At 44.2% G+C, this 21,405-nt stretch carries 19 protein-coding genes and 1 pseudogene; 16 read left to right on the forward strand and 4 right to left on the reverse strand.

From position 1 onward, the window contains the following. Positions 1 to 23: 23 nt before the first annotated feature. Positions 24 to 452 (reverse strand): VOC family protein, encoded by a 429-nt coding sequence (locus tag MHH60_RS12700; protein WP_076134291.1) that lies wholly within the window; start codon positions 450 to 452, stop codon positions 24 to 26. A 407-nt stretch (positions 453 to 859) separates the two neighbouring features. Between MHH60_RS12700 and MHH60_RS12705 the strand changes: the two genes are divergently transcribed. Continuing rightward, the gene (locus MHH60_RS12705) at positions 860 to 3,553 is read left to right on the forward strand and encodes a glycoside hydrolase family 6 protein (RefSeq protein ID WP_076134292.1); all 2,694 of its coding nucleotides are present in this window, start codon (positions 860 to 862) and stop codon (positions 3,551 to 3,553) included. A gap of 58 nt (positions 3,554 to 3,611) precedes the next feature. On the opposite strand, the gene MHH60_RS12710 is transcribed toward MHH60_RS12705, so the two are convergent. Beyond that, entirely contained in the window at positions 3,612 to 4,007 is a 396-nt protein-coding gene (locus tag MHH60_RS12710; protein WP_076129897.1) for a DUF2871 domain-containing protein, read from the reverse strand. Between the two features lie 186 nt (positions 4,008 to 4,193). Between MHH60_RS12710 and MHH60_RS12715 the strand changes: the two genes are divergently transcribed. From MHH60_RS12715 to MHH60_RS12775, 13 genes are all read left to right on the forward strand, one after another. Next, complete coding sequence (locus MHH60_RS12715) at positions 4,194 to 4,748, forward strand: GNAT family N-acetyltransferase (RefSeq protein WP_076134293.1); 555 nt, start codon at positions 4,194 to 4,196, stop codon at positions 4,746 to 4,748. Positions 4,749 to 4,894: 146 nt separating this feature from the next. Next, positions 4,895 to 5,557 carry an MgtC/SapB family protein gene (locus tag MHH60_RS12720; protein WP_094903188.1) on the forward strand — a complete coding sequence of 221 codons (663 nt, stop codon included), beginning with the start codon at positions 4,895 to 4,897 and terminating at the stop codon, positions 5,555 to 5,557. A gap of 460 nt (positions 5,558 to 6,017) precedes the next feature. After that, positions 6,018 to 7,181: an ROK family transcriptional regulator gene (locus MHH60_RS12725; protein WP_256715079.1), complete on the forward strand. Its 1,164-nt coding sequence runs from the start codon at positions 6,018 to 6,020 to the stop codon at positions 7,179 to 7,181. 28 nt (positions 7,182 to 7,209) lie between these two features. Further along, positions 7,210 to 8,214, forward strand: a complete 1,005-nt coding sequence (locus MHH60_RS12730; RefSeq protein ID WP_076134295.1) for an asparaginase — start codon at positions 7,210 to 7,212, stop codon at positions 8,212 to 8,214. Between the two features lie 88 nt (positions 8,215 to 8,302). Beyond that, positions 8,303 to 9,907: a glutathione ABC transporter substrate-binding protein gene (locus tag MHH60_RS12735; RefSeq protein WP_076134296.1), complete on the forward strand. Its 1,605-nt coding sequence runs from the start codon at positions 8,303 to 8,305 to the stop codon at positions 9,905 to 9,907. A 112-nt stretch (positions 9,908 to 10,019) separates the two neighbouring features. Continuing rightward, positions 10,020 to 10,943 carry an ABC transporter permease subunit gene (locus tag MHH60_RS12740; protein WP_036689023.1) on the forward strand — a complete coding sequence of 308 codons (924 nt, stop codon included), beginning with the start codon at positions 10,020 to 10,022 and terminating at the stop codon, positions 10,941 to 10,943. Between the two features lie 66 nt (positions 10,944 to 11,009). After that, positions 11,010 to 11,921 (forward strand): ABC transporter permease, encoded by a 912-nt coding sequence (locus MHH60_RS12745; protein WP_076134297.1) that lies wholly within the window; start codon positions 11,010 to 11,012, stop codon positions 11,919 to 11,921. A gap of 13 nt (positions 11,922 to 11,934) precedes the next feature. Next, entirely contained in the window at positions 11,935 to 12,936 is a 1,002-nt protein-coding gene (locus MHH60_RS12750) for an ABC transporter ATP-binding protein (RefSeq protein ID WP_076129893.1), read from the forward strand. Beyond that, positions 12,933 to 13,925, forward strand: coding sequence for an ABC transporter ATP-binding protein (locus MHH60_RS12755; protein ID WP_111504797.1), 993 nt, complete (start codon positions 12,933 to 12,935; stop codon positions 13,923 to 13,925). Before MHH60_RS12750 ends, MHH60_RS12755 begins: the two co-directional genes overlap by 4 nt. A gap of 41 nt (positions 13,926 to 13,966) precedes the next feature. Next, on the forward strand, positions 13,967 to 15,406 hold the full coding sequence (locus tag MHH60_RS12760; RefSeq protein WP_076134299.1) for a leucyl aminopeptidase family protein: 1,440 nt from the start codon (positions 13,967 to 13,969) through the stop codon (positions 15,404 to 15,406). Positions 15,407 to 15,430: 24 nt separating this feature from the next. Further along, positions 15,431 to 16,123: a copper homeostasis protein CutC gene (locus MHH60_RS12765; RefSeq protein ID WP_076134300.1), complete on the forward strand. Its 693-nt coding sequence runs from the start codon at positions 15,431 to 15,433 to the stop codon at positions 16,121 to 16,123. A 28-nt stretch (positions 16,124 to 16,151) separates the two neighbouring features. Next, a complete protein-coding gene (locus tag MHH60_RS12770; protein ID WP_076134301.1) occupies positions 16,152 to 17,102 on the forward strand; it encodes an ROK family protein in 951 nt (316 codons plus the stop codon). Between the two features lie 49 nt (positions 17,103 to 17,151). After that, positions 17,152 to 18,429 carry an alpha-L-fucosidase gene (locus tag MHH60_RS12775; protein ID WP_076134461.1) on the forward strand — a complete coding sequence of 426 codons (1,278 nt, stop codon included), beginning with the start codon at positions 17,152 to 17,154 and terminating at the stop codon, positions 18,427 to 18,429. A 399-nt stretch (positions 18,430 to 18,828) separates the two neighbouring features. Here MHH60_RS12775 and MHH60_RS12780 read toward each other — a convergent pair whose 3' ends face one another. Then, positions 18,829 to 19,824 carry an HAAS signaling domain-containing protein gene (locus MHH60_RS12780; RefSeq protein ID WP_076134302.1) on the reverse strand — a complete coding sequence of 332 codons (996 nt, stop codon included), beginning with the start codon at positions 19,822 to 19,824 and terminating at the stop codon, positions 18,829 to 18,831. Continuing rightward, positions 19,811 to 20,158 (reverse strand): PadR family transcriptional regulator, encoded by a 348-nt coding sequence (locus tag MHH60_RS12785; RefSeq protein ID WP_042189902.1) that lies wholly within the window; start codon positions 20,156 to 20,158, stop codon positions 19,811 to 19,813. Before MHH60_RS12785 ends, MHH60_RS12780 begins: the two co-directional genes overlap by 14 nt. 336 nt (positions 20,159 to 20,494) lie before the next feature. Here MHH60_RS12785 and MHH60_RS12790 point away from each other — a divergent pair. Together MHH60_RS12790 and MHH60_RS12795 are read left to right on the forward strand one after the other, a co-directional pair. After that, positions 20,495 to 20,656, forward strand: a pseudogene (locus tag MHH60_RS12790) (phosphotransferase family protein); the annotation flags it as partial. 52 nt (positions 20,657 to 20,708) lie between these two features. Then, on the forward strand, positions 20,709 to 21,404 hold the full coding sequence (locus MHH60_RS12795) for a response regulator transcription factor (RefSeq protein ID WP_076134303.1): 696 nt from the start codon (positions 20,709 to 20,711) through the stop codon (positions 21,402 to 21,404). Position 21,405 lies beyond the last annotated feature (1 nt).

Below are 21,405 nucleotides of genomic sequence, written 5' to 3' on the forward strand. Positions count from 1 at the left end.
GTTACTCCATGCCCGTTGTTTTTTTACATATTCATTCGTCCGTCATCATAATTGAATTGCCAGTCGATGCCGAATTTATCTTTTAGACTACCATAACAAGAGCTCCAGAAGGTTTCTTGCAGTTCCATAACTATTTTACCGCCCTCTTGAAGCTTATCGAAATATTTCTTTATGTTATCTATATCCTTACTAACTACGGAAAGACTAATATTGTTTCCTTCGATAAAAGGCATGCCTGGAAAAACATCAGAAAACATTACATTACTGCCTTCAATATTCAAACGGGTGTGCATAACCAAATCTTTAGCTTCCTCAGGAAGAGTGAAATTGGGATCGGGTGGTGTTTCACCAAAGGTCATGATTTGTGGACGTTCAGTGCCAAACACCTCTGCGTAAAACTCTGCTGCGTCACGACAATTCCCATTAAAATTAAGATAAACATCGATAGACATTTTTTTCACTCCTTAAAGGTTTGTTAGCATTACCTCGAAAATACTTAAAATTCAAAATACCTTGTTACTTCCACATTGTATCATTTACCAGTTTATAAACAAATATTCTTATAGTCTCATTATTAAACTTTTATTTCTTCTACTATCTTCTAATTAAAAATAGGATATGGTAGTATTCAAGAAAAGGGATAATTTTCTATAAATTAAATAAAATTATATTTATGTTAAATAATTAGGATATTTAGGCTCTTGTTAGATCTTTAACACGGAGAGGAGGTGATGGTGAGTGCGGGTAAGGCATAGAGGAGGTGACCATTCTTTAAAGGAGTGAATACTGCAATTGTAGCATCGCGTGGCTATTAATAAATTATTTACGAATTTATTTAATTGTCGAAAGGAGAATAATAATGACAAAAGCACTAAGGAAGCAAATCTTGTTATTGCTTACGATCATGGCTTTAGTTATCACCGGATATGCTCCTTCTACCACGTATGCCAGTGAGGCACATGTTGACAATCCGTTTGTAGGAGCTACAGCATATGTTAATCCTGATTATGCCGCACTGATTGATACCTCTATTGCTCAGGTTACCGATAGTACTTTAGTTTCTAAGATGGAGACGATTAAAAAATATCCGACAGCCGTATGGCTGGATCGAATTGCTGCAATTTATGGCGGGACAGAAAACGGAGGCAGAAAAAGTCTTGAGGAAACATTAGATTCCGTTCTCGCGCAAAAGCAACCGAACACGCCGATTACAGCCACATTCGTAATTTATGATATGCCTGGGCGGGATTGCCACGCTTTGGCCTCCAATGGCGAGCTGCCACTGACAGCAGCGGGTTTGACCACCTACAAATCAGATTATGTTGACGTAATCGCCAGTATTTTTGCAAAGCCCAAATATAGTGACATTCGAATAGTGACTATCGTAGAGCCGGATTCGCTTCCTAATCTAGTTACCAATCTCAGCACACCACAGTGTGCTCAAGCTAACTCCACGAATATTTACCGTGATGCTACACGTTACACTTTAAATGCTCTCCATGCCATTCCAAATGTGTATACTTACATGGATATTGGTCACTCTGGCTGGCTCGGATGGGATACTAACCGTGGCCCCGCTATCGACCTCTTTACTTCGGTTGTGTCAGGCACTACAGCTGGACTTGCTAGTGTCGATGGATTCATTACGAATACAGCCAATACCACTCCACTAGTAGAACCTAATCTTCCAGATCCGAATCTTACGATAGGCAGCCAGCAGCTTCGTTCTGCAAGTTATTATGAATGGAATCCGTATTTTGATGAAGCTGATTTCACAGCAGCTTTGTATTCAGGTTTTGTAGCAAAAGGTTGGCCGTCCACGATCGGCTTCCTTATTGATACTTCCCGTAACGGGTGGGGAGGACCTAATCGTCCGACTAGTGCAAGCGGAACAACCGTTAACGCTTATGCGGATTCCGGTCGGATTGATAAACGTCTCCATCGCGGCAATTGGTGTAATGCCAGCGGTGCCGGAATTGGAGAAGTTCCACAAGCAGCACCCGCAGGTTATGCAGCCTCACATTTGGATGCATTCGTCTGGGTGAAACCACCGGGAGAATCTGACGGCTCCAGCAGTGCTATTCCAAATAATGAAGGCAAGGGCTTTGACAGAATGTGTGATCCGACTTATACCAGCTCAAGCGGCACACTGACCGGTGCATTACCTAATGCGCCTGTATCAGGCCACTGGTTCCATGATCAATTTGTTCAGCTGGTACAAAATGCTTACCCTGTAATTCCTCTGAGTAACGGAGGGGGCACTGTAGTTCCAGCGGCACCTACTAACTTGGTAGCAACAGCGGGAGATGCAAAAGTAAGCCTGAGCTGGACGGCATCCAGCAGTGCGACTAGTTACACTGTGAAACGAGCGACGACAAGCGGAGGGCCGTACACCACTGTAGCAACCGGGCTAACGGCAACAAGCTACACCAACACCGCCCTAACGAACGGAACAACCTATCATTATGTTGTAAGCGCAACCAATAGTGCGGGAGAGAGTATGAATTCGGGACAAGCGAGTGCGACCCCAGCGGCGGTGGCGACAGTTCCAGTGGCACCAACCAACTTGGTAGCGACTGCAGGAGATGCGAAAGTAAGCCTGAGCTGGAGCGCATCCAGTGGTGCGACTAGCTACACTGTGAAAAGTGCAACCACAAGCGGAGGGCCGTACACCACTGTAGCGACAGGGCTAACGGCAACGAGCTACACCAACACGGGCTTAACGAACGGAACAGCCTATTACTATGTTGTAAGCGCAACCAATAGTGTAGGAGAGAGTGTGAATTCGGGACAAGCAAGTGCGACCCCAGCAGCGGTGGCAACTGTTCCGGTGGCACCAACTAACTTGGTAGCGACAGCAGGAGATGCGAAAGTAAGCCTGAGCTGGAGCGCATCCAGTGGTGCGACTAGTTACACTGTGAAAAGTGCAACCACAAGCGGAGGGCCGTATACCACTGTAGCGACAGGGCTAACGGCAACGAGCTACACCAACACAGGCTTAACGAACGGAACAGCCTATTACTACGTTGTAAGCGCAACCAACAGTGTAGGAGAAAGTGTGAATTCGGCACAAGCAAGTGCTATTCCACAAGCTCCAGCAGCAACTAGTCTGACGTTGCAGTATCGGGCGGGAGATACTAATGCGACAGACAATCAGATCAAACCTTATTTTAATATTAAAAATAACGGCACAACCGCAGTGAACTTAAGCGATCTTAAAATCCGTTATTATTTCACTAAAGATAGTAATCAGACGTTAAACAGCGCAATTGACTGGGCACAAGTTGGCAACAATAATATTCAAGTAGCCTTTGCAGACTACACAGGCACGAATGCAGACACTTACGTTGAGCTTTCGTTTACTTCTGCAGCTGGTGCTATTCCAGCTGGAGGCCAGTCCGGAGATATTCAGCTCAGAATATATAAATCCGATTGGACTAATTTTAACGAAGCCAATGACTACTCCTTTGATGCTACTAAAACTGCTTATACTAACTGGGATAAAGTGACGCTTTATCAAAGTGATGCTCTCGTATGGGGGATTGCTCCGTAACGGAGAGCAGGGGATATTTAAAAGAGCCGCTGGAGTGATCCTGGCGGCTCTTTCTGTATTATTTAATTCGTTTACCGAGTAGCACAAGCAGCCAGATGATTCCAGCCCCAACAATGGCGTGACCAAGACCCGCAATATGGGGCAGGAAGCTAATATCACTGCCGTTAATTTGCAGCATTCCACGTGTAGCCATTGCACCAATCGTGATTAAAAGACCAATGTTATAGACAATGTACCATGCACCAAAGGATTTAGCTTCATGGATATTAAATAACTTGTCTAAGATCATAGCAATAATAAAGAAAAAGAATCCTAAGACTAGAATGTGAGTGTGAAGTGCAACTAATATAGTATCTCCTGTGAAATCATTCATTTTAGTAATCTCGCGATAGGCCACTCCGGCTATCAAACCAAGAATTGCATAGAAAAAAGACGTGTAATACAATTTTTTCATCAGAATATCTCCTTTGTAGTTATCGTTATGATTGAAGTGTATCAAGCGATTAAGAACGCAATATGAACAAATGATTACAAGGTGAAAAAAATCACTAGTTTATAAAATACATTATATCCTAAAGGAAGTTTCACTTTCCACGACGAACTGTACTACTAGAGAAATGAGAGGAGACTTAAGTAAAATATGAACGATAACGTTGAAGAATTTCCTGTGCTCGAAACAGACCGCTTTATTTTGAGAAGAATTACAATGGATGATGCTAAAGAAATATATGATTATTTTTCAAAAGATGAAGTGACCCAGTATTATGATCTGGATAGCTTTACCGATATACAGCAAGCGATCAACCTTATCGAAAGATGGGATGAACGTTTCAAAGGCAAACAAAGCATTCGCTGGGGAATAGCCAGGCGTGAGGATAATATAATGATTGGTTCATGTGGATATCATAACTGGGCGCACAGAAATTTCAAAGCAGAGATTGGGTATGAATTATCTCCACTTTATTGGCGGCAGGGTGTGATGACGGAAGTTCTGACAGCTATTCTTGCGTATGGTTTTGAGCATATGAAGCTCCATCGAATTGAGGCGTTTTATGATCCGGCTAATATTGCCTCCAAGAAGTCGCTTTTGAAAGCGGGCTTTAAGTATGAGGGGTTGTTACGCGAATCTTTTTTTGAAAAAGGTAGATTTGTAGATGCGGAGATTTGCTCTTTGTTAGCTTCCGATACGAACTAAGAAGTGTAAAATTAATAAAAGCAAGTTAACCATAATGCGAGAGGACGTATTATGGTTTTTTGTTTGTGATACAATAAATAGATTATCGAATTTATCCTACGTGGTACTAATCCAACATACATATCATGATGAAAGAAGGTGAAGGTATGGAGTTTGAGTATTTGCTTCGTGTAATTGGCGCGGGAATTTGTGGCGTATTAGTTGGATATGAACGCAAAAGCCGGATGAAAGAAGCTGGAGTTAGAACACATTTTGTTGTAGCCTTAGGTGCCGCACTCATGATGGTCATCTCCAAATATGGGTTTCAGGACCAAGCGGATTGGCCAAATCTTTCTCTTGATCCCGCTCGGATAGCTGCTCAGGTAGTAAGCGGAGTAGGTTTTTTGGGAGCAGGAATGATTTTCATGCAAAGACACACAGTCAAAGGGCTCACTACTGCTGCAGGGATTTGGGCAACAGCCGGAGTGGGCATGGCTATAGGGTCTGGTCTTTATATTCTTGGTGTAGGAGCAACGATAATCATTTTACTTGGGCAAAAGATCTTACACAGTCGTAATAGCTGGCTGGCCGCACCAAAAACCCAACAGCTCGTTATAAGTCTAGCTAACACAGAAGGCGCTATGGGCCGAATTCAAGAGTTGCTTAAAGAACACAAAATCGCAGTTCTAAGTTTTCATGCTGAAAATAACAGTGTAGAATCCGAATTAAACGTAGAAATCGTTGTAAGATTGCCTGAATCATTTAATCCAGTGCAATTGCTATCGATGATCCAAGAGGACGCAGCGGTTAAGACCGTTGAGTTTCAATGATTTTTTAACACCCTCGTTGTAACGAACTCACTTCGCATCAAAAGTTACCTCCTTTTTGAGAGCGTCCTTTTGATGCGAGTGTTACCTTCAATTTACCATCGATTCACACACCTCACATTAATCCAAACAAAATACTTCTTTCAGTCTTTCTATCCCCATTAATAGGTTCAAGATTCAAATTAAATGCTAATTCATGAGTCTGTGTGTTATGTCTGTGTTACATATTTAGTGGTTTTTGTGTCGGTTATCTTTCGTTAACCGCTTACATTTATTTTTAAATAAAAAATATGTCATTTATATTGACACATAATCCATGAGCCTTTATTATTAATCCCATCACTGGAGAAACTAAATTAAAATTTAAATCAAAGAATACATTATCAGCGCTTTATTTGCAAATATTTTCTTGTTTTTGTGGTTTATTAATCCAATTAATGCACTGGAGAAAATAATTAGGAGAATGCCCGTGAAAAAGCACGATCAGGATTTTATGAAGCGACAAAATCGTTTAACGGTTTTCGAAATTATAAAAAATCAACAACCGATTTCTCGCGCTTCTATTGCTAAACAGACTGGTATGAGTCCTACGACTGTAAGTCGAATTGTCGGAGAGTTGACGGAGGAAGGATATTTACTCGATTCAGAGCAGGTATCATCAGGATTAGGTCGGAAATCAACGTTAATAGGTATGATGGACGCTTCTGTATTATCGGTTGGCGTAGAACTGGATCGCAGTCTTATGTCTATTGGAATTGTGGACTTACAAGGACAGCTTATCTGCAGTAGTCAATTTCCCCGTACACCAGACGAAAGCCCGGATCGAACGCTGGAACGGATTTATGAAGCCATTGAACAATTGTTCCAGCAGCATGTGATTGACAGAACACGCATCGTGGGTATTGGCGTTGGACTTCCCGGCATTGTGAATAACGAAGAAGGAATTGTTGTCTTCTCTGTTCAGCTAGGATGGAAAAATGTTCCGTTAGCCAAACGCTTGAAAGAGCTGACGGGTTTTGAAATCGCTGTGGACAATGAGCTGAAAGTAAGGGCTCTTGCTGAACATCTTAAAGGAGCCGCAGTTGGCTCCAGCCGTACGGCATTATTGGGTTTCGGGCAAGGCGTGGGTTCTGCGATGATTCTCGAGGGAGAGATTTATCGAGGAGTGATGAACAGTGCGGGTGAAATTGGGCATACGACAGTGGATCCTAACGGAATGATGTGTGAGTGCGGCAAAGCGGGCTGTTTACAGACCTATATAAATATCAGTTCTTTATTATCAGAAGCTAATCGGATTCGCCCGATCCGTACAATTGAGGAGTTATTCGCAGCAAAACATGCAGAAGAACAATGGGCGATTCACTTGATCGACCGTGCACTCATGTATATGGCCATCACCATTAATAATGTCGTATGCATGTATAACCCCGACAGCGTGATTTTAAGTGGAGAACTCGTGGACAAATTCCCGGATATATACGAAGAAGTTGAGCAGTTGTATCTCTCGCGCTTTACATGGGAGCCGCTTCGGGGTTCCTTTACGATTCATCGCTCGTTGCTGAATGAGAAGGGTGTAATTATCGGATCGGGACTTTTATCGCAGAATCGATTTTTCGCCTTAGATTAAATTAACTACTGCTGGGGAGGTTGTACAGATGGGATTTACAACATTGGTAGAAGAATATCGTGGAGGCCTGCTGGAGAATGTGCATTATGGTGCAGTAAGTGTAGTTGATGAGAAGGGCAGCATTTTGTACAAAGCAGGTGATCCGGAGCATATGACTTATCTTCGCTCTGCTGCTAAGCCATTCCAAGCTTTGCCGGTAATGAAACGCCGGATCGATGAAGTATATGGTTTGACAAGTAAAGAAGCCTCGCTGTTTACCGCTTCACACCGGGGTGAAGCCTTCCATATTGAAGCGCTTGAAGCTCTTTTTCAGAAAATGGGATTAAAAGAAGAGTCACTTCATTGCTGCTCTACATACCCGCTGAATGAAGAAGCCAAAGCAGAACGTCACCGGGCAAATGAGCCAACTCGTAAAATCTTTCATAACTGCTCAGGCAAACATGCAGGGTTAATGGGCCTTAGCAAATATATGGGTTGGGATATAAACACTTATTACGATCCTAACCATCCTGTACAACAGGAGATTCTTGAGATGATGGCTTATATTGCTGAAGTTCCCAAAGCGTCCATCCCGCAAGGTATTGATGGCTGTGGACTTCCTATCTTCGCACTTCCGCTTCATAAAATCGCTTATTCCTATCTAAAGCTAGCGTGTCCCGATTTGATTGAGGATACGGATATACGTAAGGCAGCCGCTGCCATTGCAAAACTTATGAACGATAACCCAGTTATGATTGCCGACACGAAATTTGTATGCTCAGAGCTCCTGAAGGATGATAATCTGACGGCTAAAGGTGGAGCAAAAGGGGTATATGGTATCGGACTCCGTAAGGAACGAATGGGTATATCACTGAAAGTATCCGACGGATCAGAACAAGTCTGGCCATGTATTATCGCATCGATTCTAGAACGTATTGGTTACAGCAATCAAGACACAATTGATCGCCTATATGCACTCGTGCCTAACACGATTGTTAATGATGGCGGTACTGTAGTCGGCGAACGCCGTGCTGTATTTCAATGGGAGATCTAGAGCATAAGGTCAAGAATAATCTTCAAGTTTGGTGATTAATCGGACTAGAAGCTTTTCTAATACATCGTTTGAATAGGGGAGTGTAAAAATGAAAGCAAAAGGAAAAGTATGGTCAATGTTCATGCTGCTGCTTATTACAGTAGTAGTGACTGCAGGGTGCGGCAACAAAGCGAGCAACGAGGGACAAAAAGGCAATACTGCTGGTGGAACTGAAACTAGCACCCCAACTACAAAGAATGATAAAGACATTGTAATTGCCATCAATTCTAACTTTATTACGCTGGACCCTCATAACGCAAGCGATACGCATTCAATCAGCGCTGCCAGAACGATGTACGAAGGTCTGATGGGTTTTGATGAGAATATGAACGTGGTTCCTGTTCTTGCCGCAAGCCATTCCATAAGTGAAGACGGGTTGGTCTACACGTTCACGCTGCAAGAGAATGTTAAATTCCAAGACGGTACTGACTTTAATGCTGAAGCGGTTAAAGTAAACATCGCCCGTATTCAAGATGAGAAGAACAATCTGAGACTGCGCAAAAGCTTCGCAAAGGTAGCGAAAGTGGAGACTCCTGATGCTAAAACTGTGGTTATTACACTCAGCGAGCCGTACAACGCATTTTTAAATAAAGTAGCTATGGCACCTATTATTAGTCCGAAAGCTTTAGAAGAAAATGGCACCGATATTTCGAAAAATCCTGTAGGAACGGGACCATTTAAGTTCAAAGAATGGGTGCAAGGCGACCGCTTGGTTGTCGTTAAGAACCCTGATTACTGGCAAGCGGGGTTGCCAAAAGTGGATAGTGTGACCTTTAGACCTGTACCAGAGAATGGATCACGGATAGCCATGCTAAAAACCGGCGAGGCGGATTTCATTTATCCGATGCCAACGGAGCAAGTATCTGAGGTTGAAGGTCTTGAAGGAATTACTGTAGATACCATCGATTCTACAATCGTCCGTTATGTAACGTTGAATACGATGAAAAAACCTTTCGATGATGTGAAGGTTCGTCAAGCCATTAACTATGCTATCAATAAAGAAGCTTATATCAAAGTTGTGAAATCGGGTCTTGGCGCTAAGCTTGATTCCACGATGTCTTCCAAAACACAATACTATTCCCCGCAAACAGGCTATGACTATGACATTGAAAAAGCTAAACAATTGCTTGCTGAAGCAGGATATCCTGATGGATTCGAAACCGAAATTTGGGGTGAAAATGAATCCGAAACTATGAAGGGTATGCAATTTATTCAGCAACAGCTAGCACTTGTAGGGATTAAGGTAGACGTGAAATCCATGGAAGGCGGCACATTGTCCGACCAAATTAACTCTGCTAAGACGCCAGAAGAAGCAAAAATTCAAATGTGGTATGTCAGCTGGTCTCCGTCTTCAGGTGATGCAGATGGTGCAACCAGAGGGTTGTTCAGTAGTGAAATGTTCCCGCCTGCTGGCTCAAATACAGCCTATTACAAAAATGAAAATGTAGACAAATGGATCGCTGAGGCGAATAAATCAGTTGATCCAGAAGCGGCTAAATCCATCTATGGCAAAATTCAAAAAACAATTTGGGAAGATGCTCCATGGGCATTCATGGGCGTCGACCAAATCATCTCAGGCAAAAGATCGTATCTGGAAGGAGTTAAGGTCTTCCCGGACGGTTCCATTAACGTCCTGAATGCAGAAGTGAAATAATGCCAAATAAACGTTAGATTTAATATCCCAAGAAATGAACGAGGCCGCTTCTGTAATATGGTAGGAAGCGGCCTCACTAAATCATTTGTCGATACTGAAGGGGGCTTATGAGTTGGGTAGATATGCTTTACAAAGACTCCTCGGGGTTATTCCGCTGCTGTTCATTGTATCGGTGCTTGTCTTTTTGTTTATTCACTTAATCCCAGGCGATCCAGCCCGACTTATTGCTGGTAAAGATGCCACGCTTGAAGAGATTCGTGGAATTCAGGAGCAGCTGGGTCTCAATCTGCCTTTGTGGAAGCAATACATAAACTACATGGGTGATCTGCTAAGTGGGAATCTGGGCAATTCGATCCGTTCAGGGATCCCGGTTACTGACATGCTGGAAAGCAGAGTAATGCCTACGTTGTGGCTGACTTTTCTTAGTATGGCCTGGGCTCTAATTATTGGTCTTCTAATTGGCGTGGTTTCAGCCGTTTATCGCAATCGGTGGCCGGATCATTTAGGGACGTTGACAGCCATTTCAGGGATGTCTATTCCTGGATTTTGGTTAGGCTTGGTACTCATTCAAATTTTCTCGGTAGAGCTTGGTTGGTTTCCAACGGGTGGTGTTGATTCCTGGAAGTCCTATATTCTTCCTTCCATTACACTTGGGATGGGGATTATGTCTATGTTGGCCCGTTATTCTAGGTCATCTATGCTGGAGACCCTTCGGGAGGATTATATCCGTACAGGACGTGCAAAAGGCTTACGCGAGTATGTTGTTATCGGCAGGCATGCGCTGCGCAACTCTTTGATTCAGGTGGTTACTGTAGCTGGACTTCAGTTTGGGTTCCTGCTCGGCGGCTCTGTAATGGTCGAGACGGTATTCAGTATTCCGGGTCTTGGCAGGCTGCTAGTAGATTCCATTTTGTTCCGGGATTATACAGTCATTCAAGCCTTACTGCTTCTGTTTGCTACACAATTTATTCTTATCAATCTATTAGTAGATTTATTGTATGGCGTACTTAATCCGAAAATAAGGTTTTCTCAGTAGCTAATGCGACTAAGAAGCAGAATTTCAATAGATTTATAGGGTGAATTTAGGATCAGGAGGGATATCATGAGTGACAATTCGGCGGTGATGGGAGCAAAATCTCCATTACCCGGAGAGGTACTGGCCCCGGAGAAAACAAAAGGCCGTATGGGTGTTTTTTTACGTAAGTTCAGTAGACAAAAGATGCCCCTTGTGGCCGCATTTTTTATTATATTGCTATTCCTAATTGCAATTTTCGGACCATTTCTGACCCCGTATAATCCTGATGAACCAAACTACGATGCTCTTATGGCAGGTCCTTCTGCTGCACATTGGGCCGGGACAGACGAATATGGCCGTGATATTCTAAGCCGTTTGATTGATGGTACTCGCTTAACCTTAGCGGTCAGTCTCAGTTCTGTCTTCATCGCAGGCGTACTTGGAACTATCCTAGGTCTGTTAAGTGGATATTATGGCGGTTGGCTAGATCGGATTATTATGCGTGGCAGTGATGTACTATTTTCATTTCCTGACTTGCTGCTTGCCATTGGAATCGTCGCCATCCTCGGTCCGGGTCTATCCAACGTTGTTATCGCAGTTGCAGTCTTTGGGACTCCGTCGTTCGCCCGGATTATTCGGAGCGTAACGCTGTCTGCGAAAGAAACATTGTTTGTGGAAGCGGCTCGTTCCATGGGAGCGAAGCATCGCCGGATTATTTGGCGTCATATTTTTCCTGAGACCGTGCCCAGTATTATCGTTAATCTATCCATGAAGATTGGCGGAGCGATCTTGGCCGCTGCATCACTAAGCTTTCTTGGAATGGGTGCAAAAACAACGGAGCCCGATTGGGGCGCAATGTTAAGTATGGGACGTGATTATTTAAGCATTGCTCCACATATCGTTTATTTTCCGGGGATAGCCATCTTTTTAACAGTACTTGCATTTAACCTGGTCGGGGACGGACTGCGTGATGCTCTTGATCCCAAAATGAAAAACTAAGGAGGGACAAGACATGACTCAACATTTGCTGGATGTACAAGGGCTGAAAACGGAGTTTAAACGCGGCGATGGAAGTATTACTGCGGTTGCGGGGGTAGACTTTGCTATTAAAAAAGGTGAAGTGCTAGGCCTGGTTGGTGAATCTGGTTGTGGTAAAAGTGTAACCTCATTATCGATCATGCGGTTGCTTAAAGATACGCCGGGCAGAATTTCTGAAGGTTCTGTGCGTTTTGAAGGAAAGGATTTGACGAAGATTTCTGAGAAGGAGATGCGCCAAATCCGGGGAAATGATCTGGCAATGATTTTTCAGGAGCCGATGACCTCTCTTAATCCAGTGCTGCGGATTGGGCTGCAATTAACAGAGCCGATTAGACTGCATTTGGGTTATGGACGCAAGAAGGCTCGTGAGCATGCGATTCATATGTTGCGGCTTGTAGGTATCCCTCGCGCAGAGGAATTAATCGATGAATATCCGCATCAACTATCCGGCGGGATGAGACAGCGGGTTATGATTGCAATGGCCATGTCTTGTCATCCAAAGCTGTTGATTGCCGATGAACCCACGACCGCACTCGATGTAACGATTCAAGCGCAAATTCTTGATCTGATGAAGCAGTTGAAAGATGAACAGGATATGGGAATGCTGCTCATTACCCATGATCTTGGAGTAGTTGCCGAATTATGTGACCGGGTAGTTGTTATGTATGCAGGTCGTGTGGTGGAAGAAGCCTCTGTTCAAGAGCTGTTTGCCAGACCGCAACATCCGTATACCAAGGGATTGATTCAATCGGTACCTAAGCTGCGCCAGAATGTACATCGCTTGGAGTCTATAAAGGGGAATGTGCCAGACCTTTCACAAATGCCTGCCGGCTGTAAGTTTGCGCCACGCTGCGAATTTGCCATGGAGCGTTGTCTGTCGCAAGAACCTGAGCTACTTCCGATTGAGGGGCTAGAGCGCAAAAGCCGTTGTTGGCTTACACAGCAGGAGGACACGGAAGGAGCGGGATGTTTATGAAAGAGACTCCATTAATTGAGGTTAAGGGTTTGAAGAAGTTGTTTTCTGTGAAGAAGGGCTTCTTCGGAACGACTAAATATTTACACGCCGTTGATGGGATTTCATTCGCCATTCGTAAGGGAGAAACGTTCAGCCTTGTAGGTGAAAGTGGCTGTGGGAAATCGACTACGGGCAGGCTAGTGACTCGCTTACTGGAACCCAATCATGGAGAAGTGTGGTTTAAGGGACAAGATATTAGCCATATCTCAGACAACCAAATGCGGCCTCTGCGCAAAGATATGCAGATGGTGTTTCAAGACCCTTATGCTTCACTTAACCCCCGCATGAAGGTGAAGGATCTTGTCGCCGAACCCCTGCTTATTCATACAAAGCTGTCCTCTAAAGAACGGGATAAGCTAGCTTGCGAACTGCTAGAGACCGTTGGATTGAACAGTTTCCACGCCGAGCGATTCGCGTTTGAGTTCAGCGGTGGACAGCGGCAACGGATTGGGATTGCCCGGGCTCTGTCAGTTCGCCCAAGTCTAATTGTGGCGGATGAACCCGTGTCAGCGCTGGATGTATCGATTCAGTCCCAAGTGTTGAATCTGTTACAGGACTTGCAGGAGGAATATGGCCTGACGTATTTATTCATCTCTCATGATCTCAGTGTGGTCGAGCATATTAGTGATCGAATTGGGGTTATGTATCTGGGTTCTCTTGTGGAGACGGCTGATAAGGATACATTGTATGACCGTCCCTTGCATCCTTACACTCAAGCGCTGCTATCTTCAGTTCCCGTACCCGATCCAAGCTTGAAGAAGGAACGCATTATTCTAAAAGGTGATCTTCCAAGTCCCGTTGATCCGCCGACAGGCTGTCGTTTTCATACAAGATGCCCTTCCTGTATGGAAATCTGTAAGCAGCATGTGCCTGTATTCCGGGAAGTTGAACCAGGTCATGAGCTCGCTTGTCATTTGTTTGATGAAGAAATGTTGAAACTAGAACGATAATTTAAAATGTGAGTACACTTTACGGAAAAGAAGGGACAGCTATGAATATCTTGTTCGATTCCGCTAATGGGGCGGATACGCTTATCTACTTAGCCTATGAAGAGGAGCCTTTTCCTCTTCGGCTGGGAGAAGCTCACAAACAGAGTGGCAGTGTGACATGGTTATATGCTCGCTCTGAAGAAGAGTCCGATGTGATAGCTATTGGAATGGGAAAACGCCGGGCTCTTACGCTTGAGAAAGTTCGCCGAGCAGCGGGATCTGCCGCCCGTACAGCCCTAAGAGAAGGACGAAATTCAGCTTCATTTGTGCGTAGGACAGCAGAAAGTAATATTTCCGCTGCGGATGAGCTGCAAGCCTGGATTGAAGGCTGGCTTCTCGGATTATATCGTTTTCAAACCTATCGTGGCGTTACTAAAATAGACATTTCAGTTGATTTGCTGCTCCATACAGCCGATTGGCCTGAACTGACTAAGCTTGAACTGGAAGTTGTACTAAGTACTGGCCGCATGCGCGCTGAAGGAGCAGTGGTTGCTCGCGATCTGGTGAATGAAGTGCCCGGGACTCTAAATCCGGATCGGTTCACAGAATGGATGGTCGAATATTTCGAGCGTGATAACGCAGCAGTGAAAGTTCATGTCTACCGGGGGCAGGAGCTGGTTGACCTACAGATGAATGGGTTGCTGGCGGTTGGAGCAGGCAGTAAACACTCCCCAGCCCTCGTTGAAATTCGCTATGAGAGTAACCCTGAATTGCCAATGCTGGCATTGGTGGGTAAAGGTGTTACCTTCGATTTGGGTGGGATGAATGTTAAGACTGCAAGTGATATCAGCGATGCACGTATGGACATGGGTGGCGCAGCAGCTGTTATTGGGGCGCTGGATATTTTAGTACGGAATCAAGCTCATGTAAATGTTACCGCGTTGATCCCAGTTGTTGATAACGTACCAGATGCTGAGGCAATGCTGCCATCGTCTGTTATACGCTATCCTAATGGGCTGACGGTTCAGGTTGCAAATACGGATGGCGAGGGGCGGCTTATTATCGCGGATGCTCTTATTCATGCAGCAAATATCGGGGCAACCAAGGTCATTGATATTGCAACACTTACTGGAAATGTTGGCGCAGCGTTAGGATTAGGTATCGCCGGCATATGGGGTGATGGAGAGATGACGCAGAGCCTCGTCGAAATCGGTGAGCGCAATGGAGAAAGACTGTGGCCCATGCCACTTATGGATGAATACGAAGTCGATCTTCGAAGCCATTACGCTGATCTACGCAACGTTAGTACTTCACCTTTTGCCGGTGCGATTACAGCAGCGCTTTTTATACGGCGGTTTGTAGCGGAATCGCTGAGCTGGGTTCATATTGATATGGCTGGGACGGTTCAGTACAAACAGGATGTGGGGTATGCAGAAGCTGGAGCAACGGGTTATGGTGCTCGACTGCTCGCTGATTATGTCATGAAACAGGCACAACAATAACAACCGGAAGAGTGGAGGAAAGATATGAGATTGGAAGTCATCGCTACTTGTATGGACGATGCTCTTACAGCTGAAGCGAATGGGGCTGACCGCCTGGAGCTCATTACTGCGATTACGGAAGGCGGATTAACACCAGGGATAGGGTTGGTGCAACAAGTTGTCAAGTCGGTTAACATTCCTGCGTTTGTTATGGTTCGCCCGCACAGCCGTTCTTTTTGCTATTCAAAGTATGACATTTTGACCATGGCAGCAGAGATAAAGCAAATTGCAGCCAGCGGGGCGGCGGGGATTGTGCTTGGTACATTAACCCCGGAAGGGGCTATCGACGAGCGAGCACTTGAAACATTATTGCCGTTGACCGAGGGATTGCAAGTAACCTTCCACCGTGCTTTTGATGAGTTGAAGGATCAAATAGAAGGTTATCGAACGCTTTGTAAGTATCCGCAAATTACGCGCGTACTCACTTCTGCCGGGCCAGGTCCGGCTCCTGAAGCTATTCCTGCTATGCGTAAGCTAGTCGAGGAATCAAGAGGTAAATCGGTAAGAATACTGGCTGGAAGCGGTCTGAAGCTGGAAAGTATTACTTCATTTATACATCAGACCGGAGTAACAGAAGTGCATTTTGGGTCGGCTGTTCGTTATGATAAAGACGCTTTGTCGCCAATCGATCCAGCAGCCTTACGGGCGTTAGCGGACAGTATTCATTCTAACGGCTAATAATAGATAGTGAAAAGGTGAATGGGTTATGCAGAAGGTTGAGGGCTACGTAGTTGGAATCGATTTAGGAGGCACAAAAATTGCCGCAGCATTGTTCGATTCAAAGGGGACCGTGTTGAAACGGGAATTGATGGAAACGGCTGGAGCACGTACCGCTAAAGAAGTAGTGCAGCGAATGATCGATATGATCCGCTCCGTATCCGAAGGGCGACCACTCACAGGAGTGGGTCTGGCTTCTCCCGGAGCTGTAAATAGCCAGGACGGAATCGTTATTCACGGCACCAATCTTCCGGAGTGGGATAATGTTCCCCTGAAGCACTGGATGGAGTTGGAGCTAGGTGTTGAAGTAAAGGTAGTGAATGATGCGAACGCTGCCGCTTGGGGCGAGTATGTCCGAGGTGCTGGCAAAGGTGCGGACAACATGGTTTATGTTACCTTTAGCACTGGAATTGGAGCAGGTATCGTCATTGACGGCAAGCTGCTTCTTGGCAAAAATTCATTTGCTGGTGAACTAGGTCATAATATTATTGACCCGAACGGAACGGAATGCAGCTGTGGAAGATTCGGCTGCTGGGAAGTTTTCGCTTCGGGCACAGCGATTCGGGATATGGCGCTGCGAAGTATGGAGAGCAGACCGTCGATGATTACGGAATTGGCTAATATAAATGGAGAAAAAATTACTTCGCGGCACGTATTTGAAGCCATGGCACTTAACGATCCCGTGGCCATCGAGGTTATTGACCGGAGCATTCATTATATGGCACTAGGCCTAGCCAATGCAGTGCATACGTTCAATCCTGATCGGATCGTGATCGGTGGAGGCGTGAGTAAGGCTGGAGAGTTGTTATTCCCTGCACTGGTGGAGAAGACGGAGCTATTTGTCATGGATCCTTATAAGGGCACTTTTACAATTGAACCTGCCGCTCTCAAAGACGATGTAGGCCTGATTGGAGCAGCAGCATTATTTCATACCGCTTAGGTGGAGTGAAAGATTGATCACAGCTTTCATTAACGGAGGAGTTGGAGAGATGGGTACAAGAGAAGAAAGAACGGAATGGTTCTTACAGGATAGGTTCGGGATGTTTATCCATTGGGGATTATATTCAATTCCTGCTAGAGGGGAATGGATTCGCGGTAACGAGCGGATGAGTAGAGAGCATTACATGACGTATTTCGATGAATTTGACGCCTCTCGATATGACCCGAAGAAATGGGCAAGTGCAGCAAAAGCTGCGGGTCAGAAATATGCTGTGCTTACGACCAAACATCATGACGGGTTCTGTCTGTTCGATAGTAAGCTGACTGATTTCAAAGCGATTAATACGCCTGCTGGGCGTGATCTTGTGCGGGAATATGTAGACGCTTTCCGGGCTGAAGGTATTGCAGTAGGTCTATATTACTCTATCATAGACTGGCACCATGAGGATTATCCCGGATATGGAGATAAGGCACATCCTGATCGGGATAACGAAGCGGCCAAAGATAAGCCGATTGATTTCGATAGATACTTGAAGTATATGCATGGGCAAGTAAAGGAACTGCTCACCAATTACGGTAAAATCGACATTATGTGGTTTGACTTCTCCTACGATAATATGACAGGGGAGAAGTGGAAGGCAACGGAACTTATCCGGATGATTCGTTCCATACAACCTGATATTATTATCGACAATCGATTAGGTGGCAATATTCGTGCGGCAGAACCTGAGGAGTATGCTGGAGATTTCTTCTCCCCCGAGCAGATCATTCCGCCTGGCGGCATTGTTGACGTAAACGGCCAATCCATCCCTTGGGAAGCCTGCATTACCCTGAATGACAACTGGGGTTATCATTCCGAGGATAAGAATTATAAATCGACCAAGCAAGTCATCCGTACGATGGTCGAATGTATCAGTAAGAATGGTAACCTGCTCCTCAATGTTGGACCCGATGCTAAAGGCGAAATGACACGGGAATCACTGGTTATCCTTGACGAAGTTGGGGAGTGGATGCGCCTTAATGGAGATAGTATTTATGGATGCGGGAAGTCTTCGCTGCCTAAACCAGAGTGGGGACGGTATACGCAAAAGGGCAATAAATTGTATGCGCATGTCTACGACCGTGGAATTGGCCCGATCTATTTCCAAGGCTTGAAAGGGAAGATTAAAAAGGCTAGATTACTACGTGATGGTACCGAGCTAAAGGTGGAGGCACCGTGGATGGCTGAGGAATATTCAGATGTTGACGGTGGAGCGTTTATTACATTAAAAGGCGCGATATTACCTGATGAGATGGATACGGTTATCGAGCTTGAACTATTTAATTAAATCAGAAGGAGTTGTCCCACATGCCCTGAATGGCTGCTGAGACAACTCCTTTTTTACATATGCTTGCTAATATTTGCACATACGAAACACCTATCGGACACAGATGACTCTAAACCCAGAAATATCGCACTTTTGGGATGCCAACGGACCGCATAGCCACTATTGGCTTGAAACACCCCGATATGGAGCTCTTTCGAGGGAATAACGTCATTGGAGTCCGAAACCCTGCTTCAAAGTTAGAAAATGTGCAAATAACGTCATCTGGGTCCGTAACTCTCAGAGCGGGCTGACGCTGTTGAAGCTTTTGAGGTGGTTGAAGTATTTGAAGCTGGCGGTCAACGAGTCAGAAAACAAAGCGGCAATTCTCCAAATAACAGGAGAATCGCCGTTCTGTGAATACTAAAGGCGAGCCTTGCGGAAGCCTTCATATATATTGAGGACCGCAACTAAAATCAAGACTGCTATACCTCCACCTACTAGCCCCGTTTCAAATTGGTTAGCTGTAGTAGTTAATAAATTAGACATGTAGTTAATGAATTCTTGGTTAAATACATTCGGATTTATAAGGATAACAGCGAATACAATAAGTACAATGAGCTCGAGGACCGTATTACATAATGCTAATTCTCTAGTCCATTGTCTCTTGATTAATTTATATATAGTTAATGCGACTTCTAATCCGATCACAATAAGAATAATAGGCCAATAATCAAGTAACACATGCTGATTAAAAGCTGGGGCTACGAAGTTAAGTGCGCCTTCACCGCCTCTATAGACTCTGATCAGGTGTTCAGCATTAAAATAAACAGTAGCCCAAATGGCAGTCCACAGTAAACTTCCGAACACTTCGAAGCTTGTAATTGCTTTTTTCTTATGGACAAGCGCGATATCCTTCAAATCATCAGGGGTCCATTTCCTTAATTTTGTAGTAAGCGGATGCCCTTCCTTTCCTTTATCCGCCCGTTCGATAATAGCGAACACAACAGTTATCCAAAAAAAGACTTGGATTCCTACTTCAAGGAAGGTGCCAATTCCTGTACTTATAACTGCAGTAACCATATCCGCAACTGTTTTATCGCCGCTATAGCCAATCAAGTAATCAGCAACCAGAGCGATTAAAGAAACAACTACAGCGATGGGTATAATCATTTTTAATAACGTAACATATAAATCGAAATAGCGTGGGCCGATGAGATACATGGGCTGATCGCGGTACTCACTAGCTAAAATAGCTGGATTGCCCAATTTTGTAAGGACTGCTTTTACCTCTTTTTCGTCATAATCATCCGGTAACATATCCTCGATGGTTGATCGTAATTCGAGAGCGATATCCTCCCGATTTTGTTCCGGTAACCTCCGAGTCACTTCATGAATGTAAATCTCAATTAGATTCATGGTCATCCTCCCCTTGTAATAGGCCGTAGAGTTCTTTCGAATTCTTAAGCCATTCTTCCTTTAGCTGTAAAAAAATTTCTACGCCATAGTCACTTAGAACATAATACTTACGGGGTCTGCTCTCAGATGTGTCCCAGCTGCTCGTCACTAATTCCTGTTTCTCTAATCGGCGAAGTAATGGATATAGGGTGCTTTGATCGATGATGATGCTGGATTCCTCCAACAATTGAACGAGCGAATATCCATACTGGGGAGTTCGTAATTGACTTAAAACGGCTAGCGTTAACGTACCTCTTCTAAGCTCTGTGATTAAAGAATTTAATAAAGTACTCATTCACCCACCTCATTATTTAAAATATAAGGATTTATAATCTCTTATAAATTGTTCTTATATTTTTGGTTTAAACGCTTGCTGCCCTTAAGAGGACGTTGAAGCCGCTTATGCTTACTATGTGTCATACAGTATTCGATCTATACTATGCATCATACACTATTGTTGTTCCAACATCAATTGAATAAAATAATCTTCTGAGAAATAAATAAGAAAATTTTTCTATTTTGTGAAGCAGTTTGATTAAAAGGAGGTTGTGAAATGATTCCATTTTTTAGTGACATCCCGAATGCTTCTACATGGGAGGTAGTTGAACCGGTACATAAAGGCTGGTCAAAGGATAGATTTGATTATGGTGATCCTTGGGAGGAATTTAATCGCATTTCTTGGTGAGCATTAACGAGTCCAGAGTTCGCATCGGGCCGAATCCATGGGTATTTTAATTATGATGTTCCAGATCTTTTCTTTAGGCTTTTTATACCGAAGTGGTATTTGGCAAGTTATACTGAGTGAAAAGACTCAGCTATTTGAGATTAGTTAGGGGGATTGAGCGATGAATATACTAATTGCTGAAGATGAAACTGATATAAGAAAACTCGTGAAAATACATTTAGAAGATCGATCCTTTCGAGTATTCGAAGCCAAGGATGGCATTGAGGCTTTAGAGGTTGTTAATCATCATGAAATAAATCTTGCCATTCTGGATATTGTAATGCCCAAGCTTGATGGACTTAATCTGTTGCGACAGATAAGAGAGAAAAGCCATATTCCGGTTATCTTGTTAACTGCCCGCGGTGAAGAAATTGATAAGGTTGTTGGTTTAGGTCTTGGAGCGGACGATTATATGGTGAAGCCATTTAGTGCTTCGGAGCTTATGGCTAGGGTTGAGGCGCAGCTGAGACGAAGAAATGTATACGATCTTAGCCAATCGATAACTGAAGAAACGATCCAACATAGAGAATTGAAGCTGAATTTAAAGGAATGTATGTTGTACATAAATGAAAGTCCGGTACTTCTAAATGCCAAGGAATATAAGGTGTTACAATGTCTGATGCAGAGTCCTAATCAAATTTTTACGCCCAAAAAGTTATATGCAGCAGCGTGGGAAGAAGATTTCTATAGTGATAATAATACGATAATGGTTACCATCAGCCGTCTAAGGAATAAGATCGAACGGGACCCACACCATCCCGAATATATCGTCACAGTGCGTGGACTAGGTTACAAATTCTACAACCCAGGTAAATAAG

The organism is Paenibacillus sp. FSL H7-0716 (assembly GCF_038002705.1).
Lineage (GTDB): Bacteria > Bacillota > Bacilli > Paenibacillales > Paenibacillaceae > Paenibacillus_AQ > Paenibacillus_AQ odorifer.

Bases quoted from the DNA above. Each gene is read 5' to 3' on its own strand.
- MHH60_RS12755 (WP_111504797.1), top strand. From the start codon at position 12,933: ATGAAAGAGACTCCATTAATTGAGGTTAAGGGTTTGAAGAAGTTGTTT.
- MHH60_RS12760 (WP_076134299.1), top strand. From the start codon at position 13,967: ATGAATATCTTGTTCGATTCCGCTAATGGGGCGGATACGCTTATCTAC.
- MHH60_RS12750 (WP_076129893.1), top strand. From the start codon at position 11,935: ATGACTCAACATTTGCTGGATGTACAAGGGCTGAAAACGGAGTTTAAA.
- MHH60_RS12715 (WP_076134293.1), top strand. From the start codon at position 4,194: ATGAACGATAACGTTGAAGAATTTCCTGTGCTCGAAACAGACCGCTTT.
- MHH60_RS12705 (WP_076134292.1), top strand. From the start codon at position 860: ATGACAAAAGCACTAAGGAAGCAAATCTTGTTATTGCTTACGATCATG.
- MHH60_RS12775 (WP_076134461.1), top strand. From the start codon at position 17,152: ATGGGTACAAGAGAAGAAAGAACGGAATGGTTCTTACAGGATAGGTTC.
- MHH60_RS12700 (WP_076134291.1), bottom strand. From the start codon at position 452: ATGTCTATCGATGTTTATCTTAATTTTAATGGGAATTGTCGTGACGCA.
- MHH60_RS12770 (WP_076134301.1), top strand. From the start codon at position 16,152: ATGCAGAAGGTTGAGGGCTACGTAGTTGGAATCGATTTAGGAGGCACA.
- MHH60_RS12785 (WP_042189902.1), bottom strand. From the start codon at position 20,158: ATGAGTACTTTATTAAATTCTTTAATCACAGAGCTTAGAAGAGGTACG.
- MHH60_RS12710 (WP_076129897.1), bottom strand. From the start codon at position 4,007: ATGAAAAAATTGTATTACACGTCTTTTTTCTATGCAATTCTTGGTTTG.
- MHH60_RS12780 (WP_076134302.1), bottom strand. From the start codon at position 19,824: ATGAATCTAATTGAGATTTACATTCATGAAGTGACTCGGAGGTTACCG.
- MHH60_RS12735 (WP_076134296.1), top strand. From the start codon at position 8,303: ATGAAAGCAAAAGGAAAAGTATGGTCAATGTTCATGCTGCTGCTTATT.
- MHH60_RS12795 (WP_076134303.1), top strand. From the start codon at position 20,709: ATGAATATACTAATTGCTGAAGATGAAACTGATATAAGAAAACTCGTG.
- MHH60_RS12725 (WP_256715079.1), top strand. From the start codon at position 6,018: ATGCCCGTGAAAAAGCACGATCAGGATTTTATGAAGCGACAAAATCGT.
- MHH60_RS12745 (WP_076134297.1), top strand. From the start codon at position 11,010: ATGAGTGACAATTCGGCGGTGATGGGAGCAAAATCTCCATTACCCGGA.
- MHH60_RS12720 (WP_094903188.1), top strand. From the start codon at position 4,895: ATGGAGTTTGAGTATTTGCTTCGTGTAATTGGCGCGGGAATTTGTGGC.
- MHH60_RS12730 (WP_076134295.1), top strand. From the start codon at position 7,210: ATGGGATTTACAACATTGGTAGAAGAATATCGTGGAGGCCTGCTGGAG.
- MHH60_RS12765 (WP_076134300.1), top strand. From the start codon at position 15,431: ATGAGATTGGAAGTCATCGCTACTTGTATGGACGATGCTCTTACAGCT.